Below are 26,095 nucleotides of genomic sequence, written 5' to 3'. Positions count from 1 at the left end.
ATGGCCGCGAAGTGGATCGAGACGCTCGTCGGATCGCTCGACCAGAAGAAGCAGTACAAGCGGCACATGGCCCGCATGGAGGCCCTGCCGGAACCCCATCGCAGCGCGGCCAAGGCGCTCCAGCGGTACTTCATGTACCAGGGCGGGATCGTCGACGGGAACACACTCGTCGCGATGCTCGGCGACTCCGTGGACCTCTGGGAGCGCGCGGTCGCCGACAACACGCCCGTCCGCGCGATCGTCGGCGACGACCCGGTCGAGTTCGCCGAGACGTTCGTGTCCGCGTACTCCGGGAGGCAGTGGATGGACAAGGAGCGCGAGCGCCTCCGGAAGGCGATCGACGCCGCCGCCGGCAACAGCGGGGAGGAACGCTCATGACCACCGCGACGCGCGAACCCGCCATCCGGGTTCGGGGCATCACCAAGTCCTACAAGGACCTGCACGTGCTGCGGGGCGTCGACCTCGAGGTGACGGCCGGGAGCATCTTCGCTCTGCTCGGCTCGAACGGCGCCGGAAAGACCACGCTCGTGCGGATCCTGTCGACGCTGCTCAAGGCGGACACCGGCACCGCGACCGTCCACGGCTTCGACGTCGCTTCGGTTCCCGCCGAGGTACGCAAGTCGATCAGCCTGACCGGCCAGTTCGCCGCCGTCGACGAAGTGCTCACCGGCCGGGAGAACCTGGTCCTGGTCGCGAAGCTCCGCCACCTGAGGAATCCGGGTGCGGTCGCCGACGACATGCTGGCCCGTTTCTCCCTCACCGACGCCGGGAACCGCCGGGCGGGGACGTACTCGGGCGGCATGCGCCGGCGGCTGGACATCGCGATGAGTCTCGTCGGCAACCCGCCGGTCGTGTTCCTCGACGAGCCGACCACCGGCCTCGACCCGCAGGCCCGCATCGAGGTCTGGCGGACAGTGCGGCAGCTCGCCGAGGACGGCACCACCATCCTGCTCACCACCCAGTACCTCGACGAGGCCGAGCAACTCGCCGACCGGATCGCGATCCTGCACGAGGGAACGATCATCCAGAACGGCACTCTCGCCGAGCTGAAGCGGCTCCTCCCGACCGCGAAGGTCGAGTACGTCGAGAAGCAGCCGACCCTTGAGGACGTCTTCCTCGCCCTCGTGGGCCACACCGCCAGGGCCGCCGACAAGGCAGCCGTGCCCGCAGGAGAGGAATCCCGATGACCATCCACGTCCTCAGCGACACCGGAACCCTCACCGGCCGTTCCCTGCGGCACATCCTCCGCAGCCCGGACACCATCATCACCACGGCGGTCACACCCGTCGCGCTGATGCTGCTCTTCGTGTACGTGCTCGGTGGAGCCATCAACACCGGATCCGGCGAGTCGTACATCAACTACATGCTGCCGGGCATCCTCCTCATCACGATCGCGTCCGGCATCGCCTACACGGCGTACCGCCTGTTCCTCGACATGCAGGGCGGCATCTTCGAGCGCTTCCAGTCGATGCCGAATCCGCGGCCCTCAGTGCTCTGGGCGCATGTCCTGACCTCGCTCGTCGCCAACCTGGCCTCGCTCGTGATCGTCACAGGCGTCGCCCTGATCATGGGATTCCGGACGGGCGCATCGGTGGTCGGCTGGCTCGCCGCAGCCGGCATCCTGATCCTGTTCACCCTCGCCCTGACCTGGGTCGCCGTCATCGCGGGCCTGTCCGCCAAGACCGTCGACGGCGCGAGCGCCTTCAGCTACCCGCTGATCTTCCTGCCCTTCATCAGCTCGGCGTTCGTCCCCACCGACTCGATGCCCGGCCCGGTCGCCTGGTTCGCCGACAACCAGCCGGTGACATCGATCGTGAACACCCTCCGCGCGCTCTTCGCTCAGCAACCCGTCGGCAACGACGTCTGGATCGCGCTCGCCTGGTGCGCCGGCCTGCTCCTGGCCGCCTACGCCGCCGCGACGGCGATCTACCGCACCAAGGTCAGCTAGCCGGCCGTGGGAGCCGGTCACCCGTCACAGGTAGAGGCAGAACGGGTGACCGGCCGGGTCGAGGTGCACCCGGACGTCGTCCTGCGGCTGGAAGTCGGCCAGTGTCGCGCCCACCGACACCGCGTACGCCGAGGCGGCCTCCAGGTCGTCGACCTTGATGTCCAGGTGGGTCATCATCGGCGGGTCGCCGGGCCCGGCGGGCCATACCGGGCGCACGTAGGCCGGCTCGTCCTGGAAGGCCAGCCAGGTGCCGCCGTCCGGCGGAGCCAGCACCACCCAGTCGGACTCGTCCTCGCGACGGGACCAGCCGAGCAGCCGCTCGTAGAACGCGGCCAGGTCCTCTGCGGACGGCGCGTCCAGCACCGTGGTCGTCAGCTTCATCAGCGGTCGCTCAGCCATGCCGCATTCCTACCCGACCCCCGGGACGTTTGCTGGACCGTCCGCGCCAGCTCGGCGGGGTGGCGGTATCGACACCAGTCGGATGCCGCCACCTCGCCGAGCTGGCGACGATCGATCCGACACGAGCGCGGAAAGGGATCGCCCGGTCGTCCGCTCGCGCCATAAGCTGCGCCAATGCTGCTGCGCATGTCGACCCTGCTGCTCCGGACCCTGCGCGAGGACCCGGCCGACGCGGAGGTGCCGAGCCACCGGCTGCTGCTGCGCGCCGGTTACGTCCGCCGGGCCGCGCCGGGCGGCTACACCTGGCTGCCGCTGGGCAAACTCGTGCTGGACCGGATCACCGCGATCGTGCGGGACGAGATGACCGGAATCGGCGACCAGGAGGTGCACTTCCCGGCGCTGCTCCCGGCCGAGCCGTACCGGACCAGCGGGCGGTGGACCGAGTACGGGGACGACATCTTCACGCTCGCCGACCGCAAGGGCGCCGAGCACCTGCTCGCGCCGACCCACGAGGAGCTGGCCGCGCTGCTGGTGAAGGACCTGTTCACCTCGTACCGGGACTTCCCGGTGACGCTGTTCCAGATCCAGACCAAGTTCCGCGACGAGGCCCGGCCCCGGGCCGGTCTGCTGCGCGGGCGCGAGTTCCTGATGAAGGACGCCTACTCGTTCGACCTGGACGAGGCCGGGCTCCAGGCGGCGTACGACCGGCACCGGGCCGCCTACGAGCGCGTCTTCACCCGGCTCGGCCTGGACTTCACCACTGTCCACGCGATGTCCGGCGCGATGGGTGGGTCCGCCTCGGAGGAGTTCCTGGCCGCCACGCCGGTCGGCGAGGACACGTTCGTCGGCTGCACCGCCTGCGACTACGCGGCGAACACCGAGGCGGTGGTGACCCGCGCCCCGGCCGCCGGCGACCCCGACGCGTACCCGCCCGCCGAGGTGCACGACACCCCGGAGACGCCGACCATCGCTGCACTGGTCGAGCTGGCCGAGGCCCGGGAGCTGGGCGGGCGCACCGGCTGGACCGCCGCCGACACGTTGAAGAACGTGGTCCTCACCGTCCGACGGTCCGGCGCCGAACAGGGCGAACCGCTGGTGATCGGCCTGCCCGGCGACCGCGAGGTCGACCTCAAGCGGGTCGAGGCGGTGCTCGCCCCGGCCACAGTGGCGGTCTTCGAGGACTGGGACGCGCACCCGGAGCTGGTCCGCGGCTACATCGGCCCGCAGATCCTGGCCAAGCACGGCATCCGCTACCTGGTCGACCCCCGCGTGGTGCCCGGCACCTCCTGGCTGACCGGCGCGAACGAGCCGGGCCGGCACGCCACCGACGTGGTGTGCGGGCGCGACTTCGTACCGGACGGCACGATCGACGCCGCCGAGGTGCGGCCCGGCGACAGCTGCCCTGCCTGCGCCGACGGCGAGCTGACCATCCGGCGGGGCATCGAGATCGGGCACATCTTCCAGCTCGGACGCCGGTACACCGACGCGTTCGCGGTCGACGTCCTCGGCCCCGAGGGCAAGCCGGTCCGGCCCACGATGGGCTGCTACGGCATCGGCGTGTCCCGGGCGGTCGCCGCAGTGGCCGAGCAGCACCACGACGACCGAGGGCTGGTCTGGCCCGCGGCGGTCGCGCCGTGCGACGTACACCTGATCGCCGCCGGGAAAGGGCCGCAGCTCGATGCGGCGCTCGACCTCGGCGGGCGCCTCGCCGCCGCCGGCCTGCGGGTGCTGGTCGACGACCGCACGCACGTGTCCGCCGGGGTGAAGTTCACCGACGCCGAGCTGATCGGCATCCCGCGCGCCGTCGTGGTCGGCCGCCGCCTGGCCGAGGGGTACGTGGAACTGCGCGACCGGGCCACCGGCGAGCGCACCGAGCTGCCGGTGGAGGCCATCGTGGAGCGCCTGCGCGACGAGGCGGGCGCGACGCGCCGCGACGGGGTGTAGCGAGCGCGCCACCGGGTACCGCAGACGGATCGACCAAAGCGTTCGGAGGCTCTCATGTTCCGCGTCAGTGACGTGATGACCAGGCAGGTGGTCTACCTCTCGGCGGAGACCCCGTTGGACGAGGCGGCCCGGGTGATGAAGGAGTCGGACATCGGCGACGTGGTGGTGACCGACGGCGCCACGCTCGCCGGCATGCTGACCGACCGCGACATCGTGGTCCGGGCGGTGGCCGAGCGTGCCGACCCCGGCACCACCACGATCGGCTCGATCATCACCCGCGAGGTGGTGATGATTGAACAGCACTGCACGGCGAACGAGGCGGCGGCGCTGATGCGCGAGCGCAACATCCGCCGGGTGCTGGTGTGCGACAGCGACCGCAAGCTCGTCGGCATCGTCTCCCTCGGTGACCTCGCCATGCAGCTCGACCCCCACTCGGCGCTCAGCGACATCAGCGAGGCCGCGCCGAACGTGTGAGCGCGGGCTCCGCACGTGCGGCGGGGCCCCGCTCGGCACCGCCGGGTGGCGACGCCCGGCGGCGGATAGCCTCGACCCATGCCCGAGATGCCGACCAAGCTGGCCGAGATCGTCGACGAGTTCGCCGCCGCGCCCCGCGACGTCGTCCTGGAGATGCTGCTGGAGTTCGCGGACGTGATCCCGCCCCTGCCCGAGGGTGTGAACCGGGAGGAACTGGAGCAGGTCCCCGAGTGCCAGACCGCGTTCTTCCTGCGCGCCGAGGTGAACGCGGACAAGACCGTGAGCACTGTGTTCGACTGCCCGCCGGAGGCGCCCACCACCCGGGCGTTCGCCGGCATCCTCGCCGAAGGGCTGGCCGGGGCGAGCGCCGAGGAGGTGCTCGCCGTACCGGACGACCTCTACCAGCGGATGGGCCTGGCGCAGGCGATCAGCCCGCTGCGCGTACGCGGCGGCACCGCCATCCTGGCCCGGCTCAAGCGCCAGGTCCGGGAACAGATCTCCTGACCCGCGGGTTGTCGCTGGTCATGGACATCGAGATCTACGCCGACGTGGTCTGCCCCTGGTGCTGGATCGGCAAGCGCCGGCTGGAACAGGCCCTGGAGTCGTACGACGGCGAGGTGAACGTCCGGTTCCGGCCGTTCCAGCTGGACCCGACTCCGGTCACCGAGCCGAAGCCGCTGCTGGAGGCGCTCGGCGACAAGTTCGGCGGGCGGGACAAGGCCGAGGGCATGGCCGCGCACGTGACGGGCGTCGCCGCGGGCGCGGGCCTGGACCTGCGGTTCGACCGGGCGGTGGCCGCGAACACGTTCGACGCGCACCGGCTGGTGCGTTTCGCCACCGAGCACGGGCGCTCCGCCGAGATGGTCGAGCGGCTCTACCGGGCGCACTTCCACGACGGCGTCGACGTCGGCTCGATCGACGCGCTCGTCACGCTGGCCGGCGAGGCCGGGCTGGACGAGACCGAGGCGCGGCAGTACCTGGAGTCGAACCTGGGCCGCCGGGAGGTCGCCGCCGACCTGAGCACCGCCCACCAGCTCGGCGTCTCCAGCGTGCCGACCTTCGTGCTGGCCGGAAAGTACGCGGTCACCGGCGCCCAGGAGCCGGAGACGCTGCTCGCCGCGCTGCGCGAGGTGGCGCAGCGCGAAGCGGCAGCCTGATGTTTCACGTGGAACAAGATCGATGCGGATGAGGACCTAGGCCGGCCTGGCCAGGTCCTCCACCACCCTCGCCCCGGGCAGCGCGCCGAGCGCCGGCCCGGGCAGGGCGATCTTGCTGTGCCGTACGCCCGAACCGATGATCACGTGCGGCGTGGCGATCACCCGGGAGTCGACGAGGATCGGCCAGTCCGCCGGCAGGCCGATCGGCGTGATGCCGCCGTACTCCATGCCGCTCGACTCGACCGCCTCGGCCATCGGCGCGAAGCTCGCCTTGCGCACTTCGAGCAGCTTGCGGACCACACCGTTGACGTCGGCACGGGTGGTGGCGAGCACGACACAGGCCGCGTACCGGATCTCGCCGCCGCGCTTGCCGGCGACCACCACGCAGTTGGCCGACTCCTCCAGCCCCACCCCGTACGCCTCGCAGAAGGCAGCGGTGTCGGCCAGGTCGGCGTCGATCGGGGCGACCAGTACGTCGTCCACGTCCACCGGGGCCTCGGCCGGCCAATCCTGCAGGGCCGCGGCGACCGGCGGAGCCAGCAGGTCGAGCCGGGTTCGGGCCGGCTCCGTCTTCAGCGTCCCCATCATGCCGCGATCCTCGCACCCGCCCGGCGGATCGACCGGCCGGACCCCGCCCCCGCCCTTCAGTTGGGATTGGTGAGGAACGCGTTCTCCTGCGCGAAGTCCCGGCTCTCGGTCGTGGTGAGCTGCCGGCGGCGCAGCACCTCGGGACGGTTCGCCTCGGCGTCCTCGATGCCGTGCCGGACGCCGACCCGGATCACGCCGTAGAGGAAGACGAAACCGAAGACGTACAGGACCACTGTGGCGACGAAGACCAGCATGCGGTCACCGTAGGCCGGTGCGGACCCGACCGTTTCTCATCTTCCGGCGGTTCCCCCGTACGTGTCCGCGAGGTGGTCGGCCCAGGTCCGGGTGCCGGTCGGCGTGGCGGTCGTGGTGAGGCCGCCCGCGCGCAGCTCCCGTCCGAGCCGGCCGGGGATCCGGACCGGCAGCAGCGGACGGCGTACCCGCCGGGCCGCGAGCCAGGCGCGGGCCGCGTCTTCGTAGCGCAGCACCTCCGGTCCGCCGAAGTCCTCCACCCGGTTCGACGGCCCGGCCAGCAGCAGGACGGCGAGCCGGTCCGCCACCTCACCGGGGTCGACCGGCTGGGCGAGCACGGCCCGGTCCCCGATCACCGGGCCGAGGCGGCTCGCGCCGCTGAGCAGCCCTTCCAGGAACTCCGGGAACTGGGTCGCCCGCAACACGCTCCACGGCACCGGTCCGGCGGCCACGACCTGCTCAGCCGCGAGCTTGTGCCGGTAGTAGCCCAACGGCACCCGGTCGACGCCGACGATCGACACGAAGACCAGGTGACGCACCCCGGCGTGACCGGCCGCCACCGCGAGCCGGCGGGTGCCGAGCACGTCGATGTCGTGGGTGCGCCGCTGCGGCGACGAGGCCAGGTGCAGCACCGCGTCCACCCCGGCGACCGCCTCCGCCAGCCCGGCGCCGGTGGCCAGGTCGGCGGTCACCCACTCGACCCCGTCCCCGGTACGCGGTCCGCGGCTCATCGCGCGCAGCGTGAAGCCCTCGTCCCGCAGCCGCGGCACCGCCACTCGCCCGAGCCGCCCGGTCGCCCCGGTCACCAGCACCCGCATCGCCCACTCCTCCCGCCCACGCGCGACCGCCACACCGCGGCTCCCCGATTGGGACGGAACGCCGACCCGGATCGTGACAGCCGCCCGCCCCCGGCCCCTTTCACCCCGATCCTGCGCCCCCGAGGGCCACCTCGGCCCTGCCCTCCCTTTGTTGACCAAGGAGTTCGTGTCGGACGGAGGCTCGAAAACCGACCCGAACTCCTTGATCAACCGGCAGAGGGTGGGGAGGGGCGGGGGGCGGGCAGGGCGGTCAGGGGGTGGGGCGGAGGACCACCCGGCCGGCCAGCAGCAGGCCCAGCAGGCCGCAGGCGGCTGCCACGGCCAGCGTGGTCGCGAAGCCGGCCGGGCCGGGGGACGCACCGGCGGCCAGGACCGCGCCGGTGAGCGCCAGCACTGTGGCGGCGGCGAGCGAGTCGCCCAGTTGCAGCGCGGAGCTGTTGCGGCCCTGCTCGGCCGGGGCGGACTGCTCCAGGGTGAGCACCGACAGCGACGGATAGAGCAGGCCCATGCCCAGCCCGGCCACCGACCAGCTCAGCACGGCCGGCAGCACCGGCAGTCCGGGCACCAGCGCCGACGCCACGCCCGCCGTACCGATCGTGATGCAGGCCAGCCCGGCCCGGGGCAGCGTCGCCGCCGAGCGGGGTGAGCCGATCCGCCCCTGGATCCACGAGCCGACCGACCAGGACAGCGCCCCGACGGTCAGCACCAGGCCGGCACCGGTGGGCGAGAAACCGCGCTCCCGGGACAGCATCAGCGGGATCACCACCTCGGCGGCCACGAACGCCGCCGACGCCAGCGCGCGCAGGCCGATCACCGTCGGCAGTCCCCGCGCCGCGCGCAGGAACCCGGCCGGCAGCAGGTGCGGCACGCAGACGAACAGCCCGGCCAGCGCCCCGGCGATCAGGGCGGCGGCGAGCACGCCGCGCTGCTGCCCCCCGTAGTGCAGCAGTGCGGCGCTCGCCCCCGCCCCGCAGGCCCAGCCGATCCGGGCCAGGGCACCCGCCGGCGGGCGGGTCGCCACGGTGGCGGTCAGCGCCCGCAGCCCCGGCTGGACCAGCAGCGCCGCCGGGATCGCCACCGCCGGCACCGCGAGGAACACCCACCGCCAGCCCAGATGTTCCACGATCAGTCCGGCCAGGGCCGGTCCGACCAGCGACGGCACCACCCAGGCCGCGGCGAACGCGGCGAAGATCCGCCGCCGCAACTGCTCCGGGTACGCCTGCCCGACGACCACGTAGAGCGCCACCGAGACCAGTCCGGAGCCGAAGCCCTGCACCACCCGCCCGACGACCAGCACCTCCATGGTCGTGGCGGCGCCGGCCACCACGAGCCCGGCGACGAACCAGACGACACCGTGCCACATGGCCGGGCGCGGCCCGCGCGCGTCGCACCAGATGCCGGAGGCGACCATCGCCACCACGCCGGAGGCGAAGGAACCGCCGAACGCCAGCGCGTACAGGCCGAGCCCGTCGAGGCTGCGCGCCACGGTCGGCATGGCGGTGCCCACCGCCAGCGCCTCGAACGCGAGCAGGGACACCAGGGCGACACTGCCCACCGTCATCGCCCGCAGGCGCGGCGACCAGAGGTCGACGGGTGGATCAGCCGGAACGGCGGTGGTGCTGGTCATGGCGTTCAGCCTCGGACCTCACCCCCGGTTGAGGTCAACTGTGGCGCGCGTCTCGTCGGCCGGGAACGGCGGGGCGATGCCCGGAAACTTCTGCCGTCGGGGTGGCATAACGGACGCCGCGCCGGGAAGTCGGGCCGCCGGGACGAGACCGGGAGGCGAGATGGCGTACGGCTGCGACACCTTCAACCGACTGCCCGGCCGTACGACTCGATGACCTCGCTGGGACGGTTCGCCGGCCTCCTGCTGTCGCCGACGGTCGTACCGGAGACCGCCGCGCGTGTCGCGCGTACCGTCGGTTCGGCCCTGCCCACTGATGCCGTGCCGGCCCGGGTCAGCGAGGTGGCGGGCAGCGTCGGTACGGCGGCGGCCCGGCTGGCCCGCCTCACCGGGCTGACCAGCCGCCGCGTGTGGTCGCAGGACGGCCGCCACCACATCGAGGTGCACGGCGTGTGCCAGGACGGCGGCGACCGGCTGGCCCGTCAGGTCGAGGCGGCGCTGGAGTCGATGCCGGGTGTCGCCTGGGCGCGGGTGAACGCGCCGTCGGGCCGGGTGGTGGTGGCGACCGGGGATCCGGCGCCGAAGCTGCGCGACCTGATCGCCACGGTGGCGCGCGTGGAGCAGACCTGCCCGTACGAGCCGGACCCGGAGATCGAACCGCCGCAGCCGCCCGAGGACGGCCCGCGTACCGCGCGGACGTTCGGCGCGCTGCTGTCCGACGTGCTCGGGTTGAGCATCTCCGCTGCCACCCGTGTCCTGCCGCTCACTCCCATTCCCGCCGAGGTGGCCGGTCTGCTCGGCGCTGTCGACCTGCACCCGAAGCTGCACGCGCTGGCCGGTCTGGGCATCCGCGCCGACCCGCGCGCCGAGGTGCTGTTCCCGCTGGCCGAGGCGGTGGTGCAGGGTCTCACCGGCGGCTGGGCGGGCATCGTGCTGGACGGCGCGCAGCGGGTCGTGCAGTGGGGTGAGGGCGCCGCTCAACTGAACGCATGGCGGCGGGCCGAGCCGCACCTGACCGGTGACCCGGAACGGGCTGTGGCCCGGGTGCCCGACGGCGAGCGGCCCTGCCCGGTGCCGGACGGGCAGCCCGAGCGGTACGCCAAGCGGGTGCTTCCGGCCGGCGCGGTCGCCGGGGCGGCGGCGCTGCCGGTGCTGGGGCCGAAGCGCGCAGCCGCGCTGGCGCTGTCCTCGCTGCCGAAGGCGCCCGGCTCCGGCCGGGAGGGGTACGGCGCCCAGCTCGGCCGGATGCTCGCCCGGCGCGGCGTGATCGCGATGGACCGCAGTGTGCTGCGTGAGCTGGACCGGATCGACACGGTGGTGCTCGACGCGGCGGTGCTCGGTTCGGACCGGGGCGTCCTGGCCGATCTCGCGCCGCTGGCCGACGCCGACACCGGGCAGGTCGCCGCGCGCGCGTTCGCGTTGTTCGACCCGGCCGAGCCGGACGCGGTTCGCGCCGCCGAGGGCTGGCGGATCGGCCCGCTGGACCGCCTCGGCGCCGACGATCCCGGCGACACCCCGGACAGCGCCCGGCTGCGCGCCGACGGTGGACGGCTGCTCGGGCTGGCGGAGAACGGCCGGCTCGCCGCCGTACTGCGGGTCGAGCCGGAGCCCGCGCCGGGCGTGGACGCGCTGGCGTCGGCCGCACGGCAGGCGGGCCTGCGGCTCGTGGTCGGCGGCGCGGACGACGGCCGGTACGACTTCGCGGACCTGCTCGTACCCGGTGGTGCCCGGCTCGCCGACGCGGTGCACGACCTGCAACGCGAGGGCGCCGTGGTGATGGTGGTCTCCGGTGAGCGGTCGGCGCTCGCCGCCTCGGACTGCGGCCTCGGCGTGTACGGCCCGGACGACCTGCCGCCGTGGGGCGCGCACCTGCTGGTCGGTGACGACCTGCGGGTACCGGCCCTGCTCGTCGACGCCGCCGGGGTGGCCCGCCGGATGACCGAGCAGAACGTCCGGATCTCGATGGCCGGCAGCGGGCTCGGCGCGCTCGCCGCATTCACCGCCGACCGGCGGCGGCTGCCCCGCCCAACGCTCGCCGCGGTGAACGGCGCGGCGGCGCTCGCGTTCGCGCACGGCGTGTTCCGGGCACACCGGCTGCCGGACCGGACCGGCGCACCGATGCCCGCGCTCACCGCCTGGCACCTGATGCCGGCGCAGACCGTCCTGGACCAGCTCGCCACCGACCCGTCCGGGCTTGCCGAGGACGAGGCGGCCCGTCGCCGGCGCGTCGAGGTCGGCGACGAGCACGGCCCGGCCGGGCTGCTCCGCGCGTTCGTGGAGGAGCTGTCCAACCCGCTCACCCCGGTGCTGGCCGCCGGTGCGGTGCTCTCCGCCGCGTTCGGCTCACTCGTCGACGCGGCACTGGTGGGCGGCGTGGTGGGCGGGTCCGCTCTGGTCGGCGCGGTGCACCAGCGCAACACCGAACGATCGCTCGCCGAGCTGCTGTCCCGCTCGGCGGTCACCGCCCGGGTGCTGCGCGACGGCACCGAGCGGGTGGTGCCCGCCGAGGAACTGGTACGCGGCGACGTGATCACGGTCAGCTCCGGGGACGCCGTACCGGCCGACTGCCGGGTGCTGACGAGCGACGGGCTGGAGGCGGACGAGTCGTCACTGACCGGCGAGTCGCTGCCGGTGGCGAAGAGCCCGGAACCGGTGGTGGCGGCGGCCATCGCCGAACGGCACTCGATGCTGTTCGAGGGCACCACTGTGGCCGCCGGGCACGGCACCGCAGTGGTGGTGGCCACCGGTGCGGAGACCGAGGCCGGGCGGAGCCTCGCCATGGCCCGGCAGGCCCCGCCCGCCAGTGGCGTGGAGGCGCGGCTCGGCAGGCTGACAAGCAGCGCCGTACCCCTTGCGGCCGCCTCGGCGATCGCTGTCGCAGGCGCAGGGCTGCTTCGGGGCGTACCCCTTGCCGAAACGGCGGCGACCGCCGCGAACCTGGCCGTGGCGTCGGTGCCGGAGGGGTTGCCGTTCCTGGTCAGCGCCGCGCAGCTGGCGGCGGCGCGGCGGCTGGCCGAGCACGGCGCCCTGGTCCGCAACCCCCGGACCATCGAGGCGCTGGGGCGCGTCGACGTGCTCTGCTTCGACAAGACCGGCACGCTCACCGAGGGGAAGCTGATGCTGGCCGGCGTGGGTACGGGCGACGGCCGGTACGCCGCGCTGGACGACCTGGACGAGCCGCTGCGGTCGACGCTGGCCGCCGCGGTGCGGGCCACCCCTGCTGCGGCGGATCCGGACGAGTTGCCGCAGCAGACCGACCGGGCGGTACGCCACGGCGCGGACACCGCCGGGGTGGACGAGCGGACCGGAGCGGCGGACTGGACCGCCACGGCCGGGCTGCCGTTCGAGCCGTCCCGCGGCTACAGCGCCGCTGTCGGGCGTGCCGCCGGCGGGCTGCTGCTGAGCGTGAAGGGCGCCCCCGAGTCGGTGCTGCCGCGCTGCGCGTCCCGCCGAACCGCCGAGGGTGACCGGCCGCTCGACGCGGCCGGACGCGAGGAGGTGCAGGCCATGCTGGCCGGGCGGGCCGGTGCCGGGCACCGCATCCTCGCCGTGGCCGAGTGCCAGGTCTCCACCGAGCAGGTGAGCGACGAGCAGGTCGACGGCCTGGTCTTCGTGGGTTTCCTGACGCTCGCCGACGGGGTGCGGGAGAGCGCCCGGCCGGCGGTGGCCCGGATCCGGGCCGCGGGTGTGCACACCGTCATGATCACCGGCGACCACCCGGCGACCGCCGAGGCGATCGCCGCCGCGATCAGCCCGGACGACGGCGGGCAGCGCGTCGTCACGGCCAGCGACCTGGACCGGCTGGACGACGCCGCGCTCGCCGAGCGCCTGATGGCCACCGACGTGGTGGCACGCTGCACGCCCGCCCACAAGGTACGGATCATCCAGGCGTTGCAGCGCCAGGACCGCACCGTCGCGATGACGGGTGACGGCGCCAACGACGCCCCGGCGATCCGGCTCGCCGACGTCGGTATCGCGCTCGGTCAACGCGGCACTCCCGCCGCCCGCGCCGCCGCCGACCTGGTGGTCACCGACGACCGGCTGGAGACGATCATCGCCACGCTCGTCGAGGGACGGGCCATGTGGTCGTCGGTACGGCACGCGCTGAGCATCCTGGTCGGCGGCAACCTCGGCGAGATCGCGTTCAGCGTGCTGACCGCCGCCGCGACCGGCCGGTCCGCCCTCAACGGCCGGCAACTGCTGCTGGTCAACCTGCTCACCGACCTGGCGCCCGCGCTCGCCATCGCGGTCCGGCCGCCCGCCGACGACAGCGCCGACCACCTGCTGCGGGAGGGGCCGGACTCCTCGCTCGGCGTCACCATGACCCGGGAGATCGGGCTGCGCGCGGCGTCGACCACGCTGGGCGCGACCGCCGGCTGGACGATCGCCAGGTGGACCGGCACCCAGCGGCGTGCCAGCACCGTCGCGCTCGCCTCGCTGATCGGCACCCAGCTCGGCCAGACAGTGCTGGCCGGCGGCACCAGCCCCAGCGTGCTCGCCGCCACCGCCGCGTCGGTCGGCGTGCTCGTGGCTGTGGTGCAGACGCCGGGCGTCAGCCAGTTCTTCGGCTGCACCCCGCTCGGCCCGGTGGGCTGGACCATCGCCACCGGGTCGGCACTCGGCGCGACGTTCGCCAACGGTGCGCTGACCAAGCTGGTCGACCGCCTGCCGCAGCCGGGTTCGCATCGGCGACCCGACGCCGGCCAGTCCTAGCGCCAGGTGGCGGCAGCCCGGCGCAGCCGGTCGTTTATCGCTCGGCCCACGCCGGTCTCCGGCACCGGCTCGGCGACGATCTCGGTCACCCCGGCCGCGTCGAGCCGGTGCAGCGCGTCGAACAGGCGCGCCGCCGCCGCCGTCACGTCGCCGTCGGGCGACAGGACCTCCACCGCCGCCCAGTCGCCGTCCGCCGGTGGCTCCCGGAAGGCCAGGAAGCCCCGCCGGCCGCCGCCGGGCTCGGCCGCCGCGCCCAACCGCAACGGGGTACGCGGGGCGTAGTGCGCGGCGAGCGTCCCGGGCGCGACCGGCTGGCCGGAGCTGCCCTGGCGCACCTCGACCGGGCCGACCGCCTCGACGAGCGCCTCGACCGGCAGCGCGCCCAGCCGCAGCACCACCGGCCGCTCACCGCGCGCGTCCACGATCGTCGACTCGATCCCGCATCGGGTGGGCCCGCCGTCGAGCACCACGTCCACCGCGCCGCCCAGCCCGGCCACCACGTGCTCGGCCCGGGTGGGGCTGAGCTGGCCGAACCGGTTCGCGCTCGGCGCCGCCACCGGCACTCCGGCGGCGGCGATCAGCGCCCGCGCCGACGGCTCGTCCGGTACGCGTACCGCCATGGTGTCCAGACCGGAGGTGACGATCGGCGGGATGATCTCCGGACGGTCCACGATCAGGGTGAGCGGGCCGGGCCAGAACCGCTTCGCCAGCTCGGCCACCGCCGCGGGCACCTCGCCCACCAGCGCGGCCAGGTCGGCGGCGTCGGCCAGGTGGCTGATCAGCGGGTCGAAGCTGGGCCGCGCCTTCGCCTCGAAGATCCGCGCCGCGGCCCGGGCGTCGAGCGCGTTGGCGCCCAGCCCGTAAACCGTCTCGGTGGGAAAGGCGACCAGCCCGCCGGCACGCAGGACGGCGGCTGCCTCGTCGATGCCGCGCTCGGCCGGCAGGACGCGCGGGGATCCGATGCTCACGCTTCCGACGCTAGTCTGCCCGGTTCGCCGTCCCGGCAAGACCCTGCCGTCACGTGGTGGGGCCGTCAGTCGCGTGGGTCGGTGGCGGGTTCCGTGTCGGGGAGCGTGGGCGCGTCGGTGGGGTAGAGGCCGGCGGCGAAGCCGTACACCTGGTCGCCGGCGCGGGGGATCTGCGCGAACCGCCGGGCCAGCGCCTGCACCTCCGCCCAGAACTCGCGGACGTCCTCGATCGGGATGCGCGCGTGCACGAGCGTGCACCGCAACTCGTCGGCGGCGTGCGCGGCCGCCGCTTCGGCTGCCGCCTCGGCGAGCCCGTTGATCCGGGACACCACCTGCTTGTCCTCGGCCCGGCTGAGCGCGCCGACGTAGTAGGTGCGGGCCACCCGCCCGTAGAACCGCTCCTCGATGGCGCGTACCCGGCGGGTCCGCACCACGCGCAGCAGACCGGCGTCGACCAGTTGGTTCACGTGGTACGCCACGCTGCTCTTCGGCCGGTCGACGGCGCGGGCCATCTCGTTGACAGTGGCGGCGCGCTCCAGGAGCAGTTCGAGCAGCGTGCTCCGCAGCGGGTCGGCGAGCGCACGCAACTGCTCCGGAGCGGTGACCACGAGCAGGTCGTCGAGGTCGTAGTCCGGGATTCGCTCATTGACCGACATTTCTCGACCGTTCTAAGATTCTGGTTCGTTCGACAACTCTGGTCTGACAACTCAGGAGTGTAGTGATGGCCGAGATCGTGCTCTTCCACCACATTCAAGGGCTCACGGACGGCGTCCGCGCGCTCGCCGGCTCCCTGCGGTCCGGTGGCCACACAGTCCACGCCCCCGACCTCTTCGACGGCGAACGGCCGGCCACCATCTCCGACGGCGCCGCGCTGATCAAGCGGATCGGCGGCGACGTCCTCGACCGGCGCGCCGACGCGCTCGTCGCCGGCCTGCCCGCCGGCCTCGTCTACGCGGGCGTCTCCTGGGGCGCCGCCATCGCCCAGCGGCTCGCCCAGACCCGGGCCGGCGCCCGGGCCGCCCTGCTCTACGAGGCCTGCCTGCCGGTGACCGGCGAGTGGGCGATCGGCCCGTGGCCCGACGGGGTGGCGGTGCAGGTGCACGGCATGGAGCGCGACCCGTTCTTCGGGCTCGAAGGCGACGTCGACGCCGCGCGCGAGCTGGTGTCGATCGTCGGTCCCGAGCGCGGCGAGCTGTACGTCTACCCCGGCGACCGGCACCTGTTCACCGACAGTTCGCTGCCCTCGTACGACGCCGAGGCCACAGCGCTGGTGGTGAGCCGCAGCCGCGAGCTGCTCGACCGGCTCGGTTGACGCCTACTCGTCACCGCGCAGCCGCGCCAACGCGGCCGCGTACTCGGCGTCGGTCAGCACTCCACGCTCGTACTGCCTGGTCAGCGCGTGGATGTCGCGCCGCTGCGTGGCGCTCGGAGCGGGCCGCCGGATCTGCCCCGGCGGGTCCAAATGGTCGGTGCGGACCGGATCCGGCGCCGGGCTCGCCGCCGCGCGCTGCTCCGGGGGTCGGGCGTTGCGATGGCACTCCCGCAGGTTCGCGAGGATCTCGTCGTAGTGCTCCGGCCAGGTGACCAGCCGGGTCAGCTCCAGGCGGAACGGCCGGACGACGGCGCCGGACTGGATCGGCGTCTGCACCGGCTCGCCGTCGATCCGCTCGATGACGATCGCGTCGCGTCCCACGTCCAGGCCCACGATCGAACCCGTACCGCTGTGTATCTCCGCAACCGACGCCCACGGCACTGTGGTCGTGCGGAGCAGCGAGCGCGAGCGTACGCCGACAGGGCTCACCCAGACGCCGAGCATCGCGCGGCGGACCGCGACGGCGAGGCCGACGGCGTTCCACACGCCGAGGAACACCGCATCCCGTCCCGGCATCCTGCCGCTTCTGACCTCGAACACGAGGAGCACGAAGAAGCCGACCGCCAGCACCGCCACGACCATGAAGCCGGAGGTGGTCAGGTCCAGCGAGTACGGGCGCCGCCACACCGTCATGCGGCCAGAGTGACCGATCGTGTCCAGCGGTTCCGCGCGGAGTCAACGACCTCTCGCCAACTTCACGACCTCGGCGAGGCTCGCGACCCGGTCGCACTCGTCGTCGGTCAACGTGTTGATGAGTGCCTTGGCGGCCTGGGCCTGGGGAGTCGTGGGCAGGGCGCCGGCCAGCAGGTCCGGCAGGACCAGCTCGTAGCCGACCCGCGCCCGGGTGAGTAGCGGTGGCGGCTGCGGGTCACCGCCGTGGCGACGCGCAGCGCGTGCTCGTTGCCGGGCGGCACGTGCGGGCGGTCGCGCTCCCGGGCGCCGAACCGCATCCGGTGGCGGAACTCGCACGTCTCGCACGTCGCCGGTCCGGCGGTCAGCCGTGCCCCGCAGTCGGGACAGGTCAGCCGGTCCACCGCGCCGTCCACGGTCCGCCAGTCGTACGCCCCGGGGTCGTCGACGACGAGCCAGGCCAGCTCGCTCTCCTCGGGCGAGCCCGGCGCCACGTCCAGCTCACCGCGCAGCCGCGCCCAGGCGTCCCGGATCTCGTCCTCCAGGCGCGCCACCGCGGCCGCCAGCGCCGGGCTACGCCACGGTCCGGCCACTGTCGACCCGCTACCGGTACTGTGCGATCTGGATCAGGTTGCCGCAGGTGTCGTCGAACACCGCCGTGGTCACCGGGCCCATGTCGACCGGCTCCTGGGTGAACAGCACGCCGAGGCCCCGCAGCCGGTCGTGCTCGGCGGCCACGTCGTCCACCGCGAACTGCGTCAGCGGTATCCCGTCGCCCGCGAGCGCCTCCTTGAACGCCTTGGCGGCCGGGTGCGCGTCGGGTTCCAGCAGCAGCTCCACGCCGTCCGGGGCGTCCGGCGAGACCACAGTCAGCCACCGGTACTCCCCGGTCGGCACGTCTGTCTTCTTCACGAAGCCCAGCACCTCGGTGTAGAAGCGCAGTGCCTTGTCCTGGTCGTCGACGTACACGCTGGTGAGGTTGATTCTCATGGGTTCTCCTGGGTGGGTGCGTCGGACCTGAGCCATCGCTCGGTGATGGACCGCAGCGGCCGGGTGTCGAGGTGGTGGAACTTGTAGCGACCCTGCCGCCGCGTGACGATCAGGCCGGCGGCCTCCAGGACGTCGAGGTGCTGGGAGATCGCCTGCCGGGACGAGCCGACCTGGTGCTTGGTGGCCAGCCGGCCGCAGATCTCGAACAGGGTCTGACCGTCGCGCTCGGTCAGCTCGTCGAGGATCAGGCGGCGGGTGGGATCGGCCAGCGCCTGGTACAGATCGCCCACGTCACCCACCATATGCAAGTAACAGCTTGCCTATCAAGAGGCTGTCTGCCAACGGAGGACGTCATGCCCGGATTCATCCTCACCGGCGCTCCCGGCTCCGGTAAGACCGCGATCCTGCGCCACCTGGAGGTCGACGGCCATCCCGTCGTGGAGGAGGCGGCGACCGACGTGATCGCGCTGCACCAGGCGCTCGGCCGGCCCGAACCGTGGCGGGAGCCGGACTTCGCCGAGCGGGTGCTGGCTCTCCAGCGGAGGCGTCGGCGCCGAGCCGAAGCGCACGCCGGGGAGATCATCTTCCACGACCGCTCACCCGTCTGCACGCTCGCGCTGTGCCGCCACCTGGGGTCGACGCCGCCGTCCGCCCTGCTGGACGAGGTCGAGCGCCTGACGACGGAACGCCGCCACTACGAGCGGACCGTCTTCTTCGTACGGAATCAGGGCTTCGTCGAGGCGACCGCCGCCCGCCGGATCAGCTTCGAGGAGTCGCTCGTCTTCGAGCGCGTCCACGAACTGACGTACCGCGACGCGGGATTCGACCTCGTCGAGGTGCCCGCGGGACCGCTCGCGACGCGGGTGGCCGCGATAAAGCAGGCGGTCGATCGTCTGCGCGCCGCTAGGGTGCGGACATGACGTTCCGCGTTGTCTCGCCGCCACCGGTCACCCGGTAACGACGCCGTTCACCGAACCCGGCTTTCGATCCAGAGCCCGGGTGCGTTCGCGGTGCCCGGGCGGCGACGACAACGGAGAATCCCGTGCGCAGAAATCTGCCCCCGACCGTGGGGCGAGGAACCCTGTACATCCTCCTGGCGGCGATCGCCTGGGGCACCGGCGGCGCCGCGGCGGCCGTCCTCTACGACACCAGCGGGTTGGGCCCCGTCGCCGTCTCCGTCTGGCGGTTCGCGGGCGGCGTCCTGCTGCTCGCCGCCGGACACCTGACACGTCGGCGACCATCCTCGCGTATCCGGGTCGTCAGCACCCGGCTGCGCCACAGGTGGCGGCAGGTCGTAACGACAGGCGTAGGTCTCGCCGTCTACCAGACGGCGTACTTCGCCGCAGTGGGGTACGCCGGTCTGGCCGTCGCCACCATGGTCACCCTGGGCGCCGGGCCGGTCCTCATCGCCCTCGGTTCACGCCTGGCCCTCGGCGAGCGACTCGGCCGATCCGGCGGAGTCACAGTCGTGACAGCACTCGTCGGCCTGGTCCTGCTGCTGGGCGGTGGTAGCGCCGGCAGCGCCCCGGCGCCGCTGCTGGGATTGGCCTGCGCGCTGCTGTCCGCGGCCGGGTACGCAGCCGTCACCCTGCTCAACCGGAAGCTCGGCCGAGACGGCGGCTGGCACACTCCGCTGCTGGGCGGATTCGCCGTCGGAATGATCTGCCTGCTTCCGCTGGCCCTGCTCGAAGGGATCCTGCCCACAGCCGGTGACACCCGTCAGACAGTGGGCCTGCTCGCCTTCCTCGCCGTGGCGCCCACCGCCGTGGCGTACACCCTGTTCTTCGCCGGGTTGGCCTCGGTCCGGGCGACCACCGCGTCGGTCATCGCGCTCGTGGAGCCGGTGACGGCGGCGCTCATCGCGGTGCTCCTGCTCGACGAACGGCTCACAGTGACCGCCGTTCTCGGGTCGATCGTGCTGCTCGCCGCGGTGGTCACGCTGATGCTCGGCGAACCCGGGCCGGCGCCGTCGTCGACTGCGGCGCTCAGGGACCGTGACGCCGACATGCGGAACCGCCGCCGGCCTCGACGAGCGAGGGCCGGCGGCGGTGTGGCGACGCGCCGTCCGGGGTGACGGATCAGCCGGCGAGCTGGCGCCGCACCGAGTCGGTGTCCATCAGGTACGACATGAACTTGAACTTGACGTCCTGGACCCCCTCCTGGGCGTTCTGGAGAACCTGTTCCACGCGTTCGGCCGCGACGGGCACGAGATCGTCTTCGTCTTCGACTGCCGGCTCGCCGACCAGTCCTCTACGAGCGGGATGCCGTCGGTGAGATACGCGACGACGCGGGCACGAAGGTGATGTGGCGGCCGCTGAACAGCTTCGACGCAGGGAGTCCGCTCTACCCCGTCGGCCTCGCCGAGCTGCTTCGCGGAGAAACCCGTTGTCGTAGGTAGTGCCGCCCGCCCACCATGGCCGCTGTGAGCCGAAGCCTCCGAACAGACCCCCGTTCGCGCCAGGCACTCCGGCGCGCGCCCCGGCTCGACCGGCTGCGGATCCACGTTCACGCACCGCGATCCGGATTCGCGCACCCGGCAAGCGGGCAAGACGTGCGCGACGTGCTGGAGACCCTCGGGCCCTGGGCGTGGTACGGGTTACGCGGCATCGAGCTGCGACAGAGGGAGGATTTCCGGCCCGGATTCGTCGTCTACGGCAGAACCAGGGTGCCGGGCGAGATCGTTCTCTACGAGCAACCGCTACCGGAGGCCGCGTCGATGCGGGACTTCATGCGGTTCGACGTACTGCTGCACGAGCTAGGGCATCACGTGCTCCAACACCGCAGCCGGAAGGTCGGCCGGGTGCAACGCCGATCAGATCATGAACGGTTCGCCGAGGCTTTCGTTGATCGATGGAAGCCGACTGCCGAGGCGGCACGCGATACAGCAGCATCGACAGACGCTGATGATCCGGCGAAATGATGTGGTGGAGCCCAGGGGACTCGAACCCCTAACCCCTGCCTTGCAAAGGCAGTGCTCTGCCAGTTGAGCTAGGGCCCCGTGACGGCGTTCAGCGCAGGTCGGGCGCCGTGGTCGCCTCGTGCCACAGGGCGCGCTCGTCGTTGGAGGCCTTGACCTTCTTGGCCACGACGGCGGCCACACCGACGATGCCGGCCAGGATCAGGAGCTTCTTGAACATGTGCTTGACCCCTCGCGCTCGACTGTCGTCGGACGATGTGCGGTGGGGCTAGCTGGAATCGAACCAGCGACCTCAGAGTTATCAGCTCTGCGCTCTAACCGACTGAGCTATAGCCCCGCGTAGCGACGAGCTAGGTTAACCCATCGCCTCCACCGCGCCCAAATCGGGGGTCCGTGGTGGGAAGCACCCGCGCCACCTCGAACCTACCCGGACGCACGACGCCGGGGCGACCGCTTTACGCGGTGCCCCGGCGCCGGTCGATCAGTCCCGCTCGGCGAGCGTCAGCTCGATCCCGCCGACCAGGTCGGCGCAGACGTTGTAGACGAACGCGCTGAGCGTGGCCAGCGCGGTGAACAGCACGACGTTCACCAGGCCGATCAGCGCCGACGTCAGGATCACGCCCTTGGCGGTGATCCGGAAGCCGCCGCCACCCTGGCCGCCGCCGGCGTTCACCAGGTCGGTGAGGCTGTCGTTGACGCTCTTGAACACACCCATGGCGTCCAGCGCCAGGTAGAGCACCGACGTCGCCACGACGACCACGATGAAGAGCACCACTGACACCGCGAAGGCGAACTTCATCACCGACCACGGGTCGATCCGCTTCAGGTTCAGCCGGGCCCGTCGCGGTCCGCGCGACGCGGCCGAGCTGACCGAGGTACGCGCGGCGCGTACCGCCTCACCCACGCGCGCGGCGCCGACGGCTGCCGCGCCGCTGATGCCCGGCGGTAGGCCGCCGCCGTTGGCGGGCCGGGCCTGGGCGCTCGCGGCGCCGCTCGGGCGCGAGCCGTCGGGCGACGTCTTCGGGGCGGTGCCCAGGCCGGCACCGATCCGCGGCTGCGTGCCGGTCGTCCCGGTGGAGGCCCGGCCGGCGGCCGACGGGGTCTTGATCGGCTGGGTGCTCGTGGCGTTCGCGGGCTTGGCGGCCGGAGCGGCCAGACCGTCGGCCGATGTCGGCGCGTCGACCTTGGTCTCGGCCGAGTCCCGGGAACCGGAGTCCTCGGCCGGCTTGTCCGGAGGCGGGGCCATGCCGGGAGCCCGGGTGAACTTCGGGGCAGGCGCGTCGGCGGGAACCGTGGCCCGGCCCACAGCCGCGCGGCCGGTCGCTGGTGTGCCGCCCTGCGCGGCCTCCTCCTCGACCGGAGTGGCCGAGGTCCCCTTGTTCCCCGACTTCGCCTGTGTCTCCGTCATCAACTAGTCCTGTTCGTCAGGCTCGTCGGCATTGCGAGCAATCGCCACGATAGTCACGCCGTCCGGGAGGTCCATCAGCTTGACCCCCATTGTGTTCCGGTCACGCGTACGGCGTACAGGCTTCACCGGAGTCCGGATGACGCCGCCGTTGCTCGTGATGGCGAACAGCTCGTCCTCCGGATCGATCACGACCGCGCCGACCAGGCCACCGCGTCGCTCGGTGATCTTCGCGGTCAGCACGCCCTTACCTCCCCGGCCCTGGACCGGGTATTCCTCGATCGGGGTACGTTTCGCGTAACCCCCGTTCGTCGCGACCAGAACGTCCAGACCCTCTCGCACCACCTCGACGGCGAGCAACTCGTCCTCGCCGCTGAAGCGCATGCCGATCACACCGGAGGTGGCCCGGCCCATCGGACGCAGCGCCTCGTCGGTGGCGTTGAAGCGGATCGCCTGGGCGTTCTTCGACACGAGCAGCAGGTCGTCCTCCGGAGCGACCAGTACCGCACCGACCAGCTCGTCCTCATCGCGCAAGTTGATCGCGATGATGCCGCCGGAACGGTTGGAGTCGAACTCCTCGAGCCGCGTCTTCTTCACCAGGCCGTTCTTCGTGGCCAGTACCAGGTAGGGGGCCACCTGGTAGTTCGGGATTTCAATGATCTGCGCGATCTGCTCGTCGGGCTGGAACGCGAGCAGGTTGGCCACGTGCTGGCCCTTGGCCACCCTACTGGCCTCGGGAAGCTCGTACGCCTTCGCCCGGTAGACCCGACCCTTGTTCGTGAAGAACAGGATCCAGTCGTGGGTAGAGCATACGAAGAAGTGGCTGACGATGTCGTCCTGGCGGAGCGTCGCCCCGCTGACGCCCTTCCCGCCACGCCGCTGCGACCGGTAGAGATCGACCTTGGTCCGCTTCGCGTATCCGGTGCGGGTGATCGTCACCACCACGTCCTCGCGGGCGATGAGGTCCTCCATCGAGACCTCGCCGTCGAACGGGACGATCTTCGTACGCCGGTCGTCGCCCCACTTCGCGACGATCTCGCCCAGTTCCTCCGAGACGATCCGCCGCTGCCGCTCCGGCTTGGCCAGGATGTCCTTGAGGTCGGCGATCTCCACTTCGAGCTTCGCCAGGTCGTCCAGGATCCGCTGCCGCTCCAGGGCGGCCAGCCGGCGCAGCTGCATGTCCAGGATCGCGGTCGCCTGGACCTCGTCGATGTCCAGCAGCCGGATCAGGCCCTGCCGTGCGTCCTCCACAGTGGGCGAGCGCCGGATCAGGGCGATCACCTCGTCCAGCGCGTCCAGCGCCTTGGACAGGCCGCGCAGGATGTGCGCCCGCTCCTCGGCCTTGCGCAGCCGGAACGCGGTCCGCCGCCGGATCACCTCGATCTGGTGCTCGACGTAGTAGCGGATGAACTGGGCCAGGTTCAGCGTGCGCGGCACGCCGTCGACGAGCGCCAGCATGTTGGCGCCGAACGTCTCCTGGAGCTGGGTGTGCTTGTAGAGGTTGTTCAGCACCACCTTGGCGACCGCGTCGCGCTTGAGCACGAGCACGATCCGCATGCCGGTACGCCCGGAGGACTCGTCGCGGATGTCGGCGATGCCGGCGAGCTTGCCCTCCTTGATCAGCTCGGCGATGCGCTCGGCGAGGTTGTCCGGGTTGACCTGGTACGGCAGCTCGCTGACCACGAGCGCCGGCCGGCCCCGCTTGTCCTCCTCGACCTCGACCACGGCGCGCATGCGGATCGAGCCGCGCCCGGTCCGGTACGCGTCCTGGATGCCCGCCTGACCGACGATCAGGCCGTGGGTCGGGAAGTCCGGACCCTTGACGATCTCCAGGAGGGCTTCCAGCGTGGTGGCCTCGTCGGCCTCCGGGTGCTCCAGGCACCACTGCACGGCCGCGCCGATCTCGCGCAGGTTGTGCGGCGGGATCTTGGTGGCCATGCCGACCGCGATGCCCTCGGAGCCGTTGATCAGCAGGTTCGGGATACGCGACGGCAGGATGGTGGGCTCCTTGGCCCGGCCGTCGTAGTTGTCCTGGAGGTCGACGGTGTCCTCGTCGATGTCCCGCAGCATCTCCATCGCCAGCGGGTCGAGCTTGCACTCGGTGTTGTGGCTGACGAAACCGTCGGAGACGAACGAGTGGTCCTCGGTGTCCACCCGGATGCTGTAGACCGGCTGCACACCGGCGTCGGTGACGTCGGTCACCTCGGCGTAGTAGAAGCGGCCGTCGACGAGCGGTTCGACCACGTCGAGGATGCCCGGCTCGGTGATCCGGGCGGCGATCTCGTCGCGGTCCCGCTCCCAGCGCTCGATCCGGTCCACGTTGTGCCGGCGCAGCCAGTCACGCTCGGTCCAGCGGCTCGCGCCGTGCTCGCGGACGAAGTCACCGACGAACGGCACGTGATCGCCGGAGAGCGCGGTGCTGCTCGCCGGCACCTGGGCCAGCTCGGATTCCAGCTTGGCCTGCTTGCGGCCGAGGAATCCGACGTGAGCGGCGAAGATCCGGGCGTCCCGCCGGTTGGTGACGACGACCTTGATCTCGCCGTTGTCGTACCGGCACTGCCGGCTGACCACGCCGAACTCCAGCAGCAGTTGCTGCACCTCGCGGGCCAGCCGCTCGCTGCGGGTCGAGTAGGAGACCTGGATCGTGTGGCGGGGCAGCAGCGACGACGAGCCGTCGCCCTCGAACAACGCCTGGAGGAAGGCCCGCTTGACCGCGGCCGGTCCGCGCCAGACGAACTCCGGCACGAACTTGTCGGCGCTCCGCGCGCCCACCATCTCGCCGAGTACGCTCGCCCGCAGTGCGGCGAGGTTCTGTACATCGAGTTCGTGCAGCGTGCTGCCGGAGTCGATGACCCGCTCGGCGACGTACCGGGGGCCGCCGACCGCGAGGTCATAGGCGGTGAGGACCCGGACGAAGAACTCCCGGTCCACGTTGTTGAAGCCGGCCCGCTGCTCGGACACCCACCCCTCGGACACGAACGCGCCCGCGAACACGGCTGCCTCGACGTGCTCCAGCATCGGGTAGCCGATCTCGTCCGGCACGGTGCGCTGGAGGGCCACCCGGTCGCCCGGGGCGATCTCGGCAAGCAGCTTCCACAGCAGGGTCGGCACACCGGCCACGTTCACCAGGCAGAGCACCGGGTGGTTGTGGGTGCCGGTCAGCTCGTACCCCTCACGGGTGCGCAGCCGCAGCGTGGGGTGCTCGCCGGAGTGGAAGAACCTGCTGGCACGGACCAGGTCGCCGTTGCGGTCACGGACCTTGAGGTCGACGTCGGTCTCGCTGCTCGGCGCGGCGTCCGGCACGACGTCGCCGATCCGGACGGTGCCGTCGACGGTACGAACCCGGACATCTGCCGCAAGGCAGTACCTCATGGCCGCAGCCGGATCATTTCCCGGCGAGCCGAAGTTGCCGTTGCCGTCGACCAGCGGGTAGCGCAGCGACCACGGCTGCGCCATCCGGACCAGCGCGTCGTAGATGGCCGAGTCGCCGTGCGGGTGGAACTGGCCCATCACGTCGCCGACGACACGGGAGCACTTCACGTACCCGCGGTCCGGCCGGTAGCCGGAGTCGAACATGGCGTAGAGGATCTTGCGGTGGACCGGCTTGAGCCCGTCCCGGACGTCCGGCAGGGCCCGCCCGACGATGACGCTCATCGCGTAGTCGAGGTACGAGCGCTGCATCTCGACCTCGAGGCCGACCGGCTCGATCCGGTCGTGCTGGACGACCGCCGCCAGTGGTTCCGGGGTCTCCGGCTCGTTCGGGGTGGACTCGGGAGTATCGGTCACTGTTAACCCTTATCAGACTCAGAGTCGTGGTCTCGCTGTGGATAACGGCTGTGGAAAGCGGCCAGACTGTGGATAACTCTGTGGACCGCCGGGCCGGCCGGTGGATCGCC

Annotated in this window: 27 protein-coding genes and 2 tRNA genes; 12 read left to right on the top strand and 17 right to left on the bottom strand. The window is 72.3% G+C overall.

Going from position 1 to position 26,095, the window contains the following annotated elements; genetic code table 11:
* Genes IF06_RS0106535 through IF06_RS0106525 form a run of 3 tightly spaced genes read left to right on the top strand, consistent with a single transcriptional unit; the run spans nt 1 to nt 1,948 of the window.
* Nucleotides 1–378: a DUF1048 domain-containing protein gene (locus IF06_RS0106535; RefSeq protein ID WP_030269595.1), complete on the top strand. Its 378-nt coding sequence runs from the start codon at nt 1–3 to the stop codon at nt 376–378.
* Nucleotides 375–1,187, top strand: coding sequence for an ABC transporter ATP-binding protein (locus tag IF06_RS0106530; RefSeq protein WP_030269593.1), 813 nt, complete (start codon nt 375–377; stop codon nt 1,185–1,187). Before IF06_RS0106535 ends, IF06_RS0106530 begins: the two co-directional genes overlap by 4 nt.
* Nucleotides 1,184–1,948: an ABC transporter permease gene (locus IF06_RS0106525; protein ID WP_030269591.1), complete on the top strand. Its 765-nt coding sequence runs from the start codon at nt 1,184–1,186 to the stop codon at nt 1,946–1,948. Before IF06_RS0106530 ends, IF06_RS0106525 begins: the two co-directional genes overlap by 4 nt.
* A 24-nt stretch (nt 1,949–1,972) precedes the next feature.
* Here IF06_RS0106525 and IF06_RS0106520 read toward each other — a convergent pair whose 3' ends face one another.
* Nucleotides 1,973–2,347, bottom strand: a complete 375-nt coding sequence (locus IF06_RS0106520) for a VOC family protein (protein ID WP_013283258.1) — start codon at nt 2,345–2,347, stop codon at nt 1,973–1,975.
* A gap of 174 nt (nt 2,348–2,521) precedes the next feature.
* On the opposite strand from IF06_RS0106520, the gene IF06_RS0106515 reads away from it, so the two are divergent.
* From IF06_RS0106515 to IF06_RS0106500, 4 genes are all read left to right on the top strand, one after another.
* A complete protein-coding gene (locus IF06_RS0106515) occupies nt 2,522–4,291 on the top strand; it encodes a proline--tRNA ligase (protein WP_030269587.1) in 1,770 nt (589 codons plus the stop codon).
* A 54-nt stretch (nt 4,292–4,345) separates the two neighbouring features.
* The gene (locus IF06_RS0106510) at nt 4,346–4,765 is read left to right on the top strand and encodes a CBS domain-containing protein (RefSeq protein WP_013283256.1); all 420 of its coding nucleotides are present in this window, start codon (nt 4,346–4,348) and stop codon (nt 4,763–4,765) included.
* A gap of 78 nt (nt 4,766–4,843) precedes the next feature.
* Nucleotides 4,844–5,269, top strand: coding sequence for a SufE family protein (locus IF06_RS0106505; protein ID WP_013283255.1), 426 nt, complete (start codon nt 4,844–4,846; stop codon nt 5,267–5,269).
* A gap of 20 nt (nt 5,270–5,289) precedes the next feature.
* A complete protein-coding gene (locus tag IF06_RS0106500; protein ID WP_013283254.1) occupies nt 5,290–5,922 on the top strand; it encodes a DsbA family oxidoreductase in 633 nt (210 codons plus the stop codon).
* Between the two features lie 36 nt (nt 5,923–5,958).
* Here the strand turns inward: IF06_RS0106500 and IF06_RS0106495 are convergent, their stop codons facing one another.
* From IF06_RS0106495 to IF06_RS0106480, 4 genes are all read right to left on the bottom strand, one after another.
* Nucleotides 5,959–6,507, bottom strand: coding sequence for a YbaK/EbsC family protein (locus IF06_RS0106495; protein WP_030269584.1), 549 nt, complete (start codon nt 6,505–6,507; stop codon nt 5,959–5,961).
* A gap of 59 nt (nt 6,508–6,566) precedes the next feature.
* Nucleotides 6,567–6,764, bottom strand: coding sequence for a hypothetical protein (locus IF06_RS0106490; protein ID WP_013283252.1), 198 nt, complete (start codon nt 6,762–6,764; stop codon nt 6,567–6,569).
* A gap of 36 nt (nt 6,765–6,800) precedes the next feature.
* On the bottom strand, nt 6,801–7,613 hold the full coding sequence (locus IF06_RS0106485; protein ID WP_232236629.1) for an SDR family oxidoreductase: 813 nt from the start codon (nt 7,611–7,613) through the stop codon (nt 6,801–6,803).
* A gap of 217 nt (nt 7,614–7,830) precedes the next feature.
* Complete coding sequence (locus tag IF06_RS0106480; RefSeq protein ID WP_030269581.1) at nt 7,831–9,207, bottom strand: MFS transporter; 1,377 nt, start codon at nt 9,205–9,207, stop codon at nt 7,831–7,833.
* Nucleotides 9,208–9,417: 210 nt separating this feature from the next.
* Between IF06_RS0106480 and IF06_RS0106475 the strand changes: the two genes are divergently transcribed.
* Nucleotides 9,418–13,917 carry a cation-translocating P-type ATPase gene (locus IF06_RS0106475; protein WP_030269580.1) on the top strand — a complete coding sequence of 1,500 codons (4,500 nt, stop codon included), beginning with the start codon at nt 9,418–9,420 and terminating at the stop codon, nt 13,915–13,917.
* Here the strand turns inward: IF06_RS0106475 and IF06_RS0106470 are convergent.
* Together IF06_RS0106470 and IF06_RS0106465 are read right to left on the bottom strand one after the other, a co-directional pair.
* The gene (locus IF06_RS0106470; RefSeq protein ID WP_030269579.1) at nt 13,914–14,861 is read right to left on the bottom strand and encodes an L-threonylcarbamoyladenylate synthase; all 948 of its coding nucleotides are present in this window, start codon (nt 14,859–14,861) and stop codon (nt 13,914–13,916) included. The two genes, IF06_RS0106475 and IF06_RS0106470, sit on opposite strands and share 4 nt — an antisense overlap.
* An 89-nt stretch (nt 14,862–14,950) precedes the next feature.
* A complete protein-coding gene (locus IF06_RS0106465) occupies nt 14,951–15,541 on the bottom strand; it encodes a winged helix-turn-helix domain-containing protein (RefSeq protein WP_013283247.1) in 591 nt (196 codons plus the stop codon).
* Nucleotides 15,542–15,606: 65 nt separating this feature from the next.
* Between IF06_RS0106465 and IF06_RS0106460 the strand changes: the two genes are divergently transcribed.
* The gene (locus tag IF06_RS0106460; protein ID WP_030269578.1) at nt 15,607–16,197 is read left to right on the top strand and encodes a dienelactone hydrolase family protein; all 591 of its coding nucleotides are present in this window, start codon (nt 15,607–15,609) and stop codon (nt 16,195–16,197) included.
* Between the two features lie 3 nt (nt 16,198–16,200).
* Here the strand turns inward: IF06_RS0106460 and IF06_RS0106455 are convergent, their stop codons facing one another.
* The 4 genes from IF06_RS0106455 to IF06_RS0106440 all read right to left on the bottom strand — a co-directional run bounded on the left by IF06_RS0106455 (nt 16,201) and on the right by IF06_RS0106440 (nt 18,179).
* Nucleotides 16,201–16,890: a PH domain-containing protein gene (locus IF06_RS0106455; RefSeq protein WP_030269576.1), complete on the bottom strand. Its 690-nt coding sequence runs from the start codon at nt 16,888–16,890 to the stop codon at nt 16,201–16,203.
* Nucleotides 16,891–16,997: 107 nt separating this feature from the next.
* A complete protein-coding gene (locus IF06_RS32010) occupies nt 16,998–17,480 on the bottom strand; it encodes a hypothetical protein (protein ID WP_232236628.1) in 483 nt (160 codons plus the stop codon).
* Nucleotides 17,481–17,490: 10 nt separating this feature from the next.
* Nucleotides 17,491–17,877, bottom strand: coding sequence for a VOC family protein (locus IF06_RS0106445; RefSeq protein WP_013283243.1), 387 nt, complete (start codon nt 17,875–17,877; stop codon nt 17,491–17,493).
* Nucleotides 17,874–18,179: an ArsR/SmtB family transcription factor gene (locus IF06_RS0106440; protein WP_013283242.1), complete on the bottom strand. Its 306-nt coding sequence runs from the start codon at nt 18,177–18,179 to the stop codon at nt 17,874–17,876. Before IF06_RS0106440 ends, IF06_RS0106445 begins: the two co-directional genes overlap by 4 nt.
* 51 nt (nt 18,180–18,230) lie before the next feature.
* On the opposite strand from IF06_RS0106440, the gene IF06_RS0106435 reads away from it, so the two are divergent.
* Both IF06_RS0106435 and IF06_RS0106430 read left to right on the top strand, forming a co-directional pair.
* A complete protein-coding gene (locus IF06_RS0106435; protein ID WP_030269574.1) occupies nt 18,231–18,797 on the top strand; it encodes an AAA family ATPase in 567 nt (188 codons plus the stop codon).
* Between the two features lie 122 nt (nt 18,798–18,919).
* Nucleotides 18,920–19,951 carry a DMT family transporter gene (locus tag IF06_RS0106430; RefSeq protein WP_030269572.1) on the top strand — a complete coding sequence of 344 codons (1,032 nt, stop codon included), beginning with the start codon at nt 18,920–18,922 and terminating at the stop codon, nt 19,949–19,951.
* A gap of 4 nt (nt 19,952–19,955) precedes the next feature.
* Here the strand turns inward: IF06_RS0106430 and IF06_RS34705 are convergent, their stop codons facing one another.
* Nucleotides 19,956–20,084 (bottom strand): hypothetical protein, encoded by a 129-nt coding sequence (locus tag IF06_RS34705; RefSeq protein WP_269635817.1) that lies wholly within the window; start codon nt 20,082–20,084, stop codon nt 19,956–19,958.
* Between the two features lie 344 nt (nt 20,085–20,428).
* Here IF06_RS34705 and IF06_RS0106420 point away from each other — a divergent pair, with 344 nt between their 5' ends.
* Nucleotides 20,429–20,797 carry an ImmA/IrrE family metallo-endopeptidase gene (locus IF06_RS0106420; RefSeq protein WP_030269570.1) on the top strand — a complete coding sequence of 123 codons (369 nt, stop codon included), beginning with the start codon at nt 20,429–20,431 and terminating at the stop codon, nt 20,795–20,797.
* A 2-nt stretch (nt 20,798–20,799) separates the two neighbouring features.
* Here IF06_RS0106420 and IF06_RS0106415 read toward each other — a convergent pair.
* From IF06_RS0106415 to gyrA, 5 genes are all read right to left on the bottom strand, one after another.
* A tRNA-Ala gene (locus IF06_RS0106415) sits at nt 20,800–20,875 on the bottom strand.
* Nucleotides 20,876–20,885: 10 nt separating this feature from the next.
* A complete protein-coding gene (locus tag IF06_RS34235) occupies nt 20,886–21,014 on the bottom strand; it encodes a DLW-39 family protein (protein ID WP_013283222.1) in 129 nt (42 codons plus the stop codon).
* A 43-nt stretch (nt 21,015–21,057) separates the two neighbouring features.
* A tRNA-Ile gene (locus IF06_RS0106405) sits at nt 21,058–21,131 on the bottom strand.
* Between the two features lie 144 nt (nt 21,132–21,275).
* The gene (locus tag IF06_RS0106400) at nt 21,276–22,202 is read right to left on the bottom strand and encodes a DUF3566 domain-containing protein (protein WP_013283221.1); all 927 of its coding nucleotides are present in this window, start codon (nt 22,200–22,202) and stop codon (nt 21,276–21,278) included.
* A gap of 3 nt (nt 22,203–22,205) precedes the next feature.
* A complete protein-coding gene (gene gyrA / locus IF06_RS0106395; protein ID WP_157551453.1) occupies nt 22,206–25,985 on the bottom strand; it encodes an intein-containing DNA gyrase subunit A in 3,780 nt (1,259 codons plus the stop codon).
* Nucleotides 25,986–26,095: the final 110 nt, after the last annotated feature.

Source organism: Micromonospora globosa (assembly GCF_000717585.1).
In the GTDB taxonomy this organism is placed as follows: Bacteria; Actinomycetota; Actinomycetes; order Mycobacteriales; family Micromonosporaceae; genus Micromonospora; species Micromonospora aurantiaca.
The sequence above is the reverse complement of the archived record's forward strand: the minus strand, read 5'-3'. Positions and strand labels throughout refer to the sequence as shown.

Excerpts from the sequence above, each read along its gene's own strand:
- IF06_RS0106505 (WP_013283255.1), top strand. The coding sequence starts at position 4,844 with ATGCCCGAGATGCCGACCAAGCTGGCCGAGATCGTCGACGAGTTCGCC.
- IF06_RS0106525 (WP_030269591.1), top strand. The coding sequence starts at position 1,184 with ATGACCATCCACGTCCTCAGCGACACCGGAACCCTCACCGGCCGTTCC.
- IF06_RS0106480 (WP_030269581.1), bottom strand. The coding sequence starts at position 9,207 with ATGACCAGCACCACCGCCGTTCCGGCTGATCCACCCGTCGACCTCTGG.
- IF06_RS0106475 (WP_030269580.1), top strand. The coding sequence starts at position 9,418 with ATGACCTCGCTGGGACGGTTCGCCGGCCTCCTGCTGTCGCCGACGGTC.
- IF06_RS0106455 (WP_030269576.1), bottom strand. The coding sequence starts at position 16,890 with ATGACGGTGTGGCGGCGCCCGTACTCGCTGGACCTGACCACCTCCGGC.
- IF06_RS0106465 (WP_013283247.1), bottom strand. The coding sequence starts at position 15,541 with ATGTCGGTCAATGAGCGAATCCCGGACTACGACCTCGACGACCTGCTC.
- IF06_RS0106500 (WP_013283254.1), top strand. The coding sequence starts at position 5,290 with ATGGACATCGAGATCTACGCCGACGTGGTCTGCCCCTGGTGCTGGATC.
- IF06_RS0106495 (WP_030269584.1), bottom strand. The coding sequence starts at position 6,507 with ATGGGGACGCTGAAGACGGAGCCGGCCCGAACCCGGCTCGACCTGCTG.
- IF06_RS0106520 (WP_013283258.1), bottom strand. The coding sequence starts at position 2,347 with ATGGCTGAGCGACCGCTGATGAAGCTGACGACCACGGTGCTGGACGCG.
- IF06_RS0106435 (WP_030269574.1), top strand. The coding sequence starts at position 18,231 with ATGCCCGGATTCATCCTCACCGGCGCTCCCGGCTCCGGTAAGACCGCG.
- IF06_RS0106530 (WP_030269593.1), top strand. The coding sequence starts at position 375 with ATGACCACCGCGACGCGCGAACCCGCCATCCGGGTTCGGGGCATCACC.
- IF06_RS0106515 (WP_030269587.1), top strand. The coding sequence starts at position 2,522 with ATGCTGCTGCGCATGTCGACCCTGCTGCTCCGGACCCTGCGCGAGGAC.
- IF06_RS0106460 (WP_030269578.1), top strand. The coding sequence starts at position 15,607 with ATGGCCGAGATCGTGCTCTTCCACCACATTCAAGGGCTCACGGACGGC.
- IF06_RS34235 (WP_013283222.1), bottom strand. The coding sequence starts at position 21,014 with ATGTTCAAGAAGCTCCTGATCCTGGCCGGCATCGTCGGTGTGGCCGCC.
- IF06_RS0106445 (WP_013283243.1), bottom strand. The coding sequence starts at position 17,877 with ATGAGAATCAACCTCACCAGCGTGTACGTCGACGACCAGGACAAGGCA.
- IF06_RS0106510 (WP_013283256.1), top strand. The coding sequence starts at position 4,346 with ATGTTCCGCGTCAGTGACGTGATGACCAGGCAGGTGGTCTACCTCTCG.
- IF06_RS0106400 (WP_013283221.1), bottom strand. The coding sequence starts at position 22,202 with ATGACGGAGACACAGGCGAAGTCGGGGAACAAGGGGACCTCGGCCACT.
- IF06_RS0106440 (WP_013283242.1), bottom strand. The coding sequence starts at position 18,179 with ATGGTGGGTGACGTGGGCGATCTGTACCAGGCGCTGGCCGATCCCACC.
- IF06_RS0106535 (WP_030269595.1), top strand. The coding sequence starts at position 1 with ATGGCCGCGAAGTGGATCGAGACGCTCGTCGGATCGCTCGACCAGAAG.
- IF06_RS0106490 (WP_013283252.1), bottom strand. The coding sequence starts at position 6,764 with ATGCTGGTCTTCGTCGCCACAGTGGTCCTGTACGTCTTCGGTTTCGTC.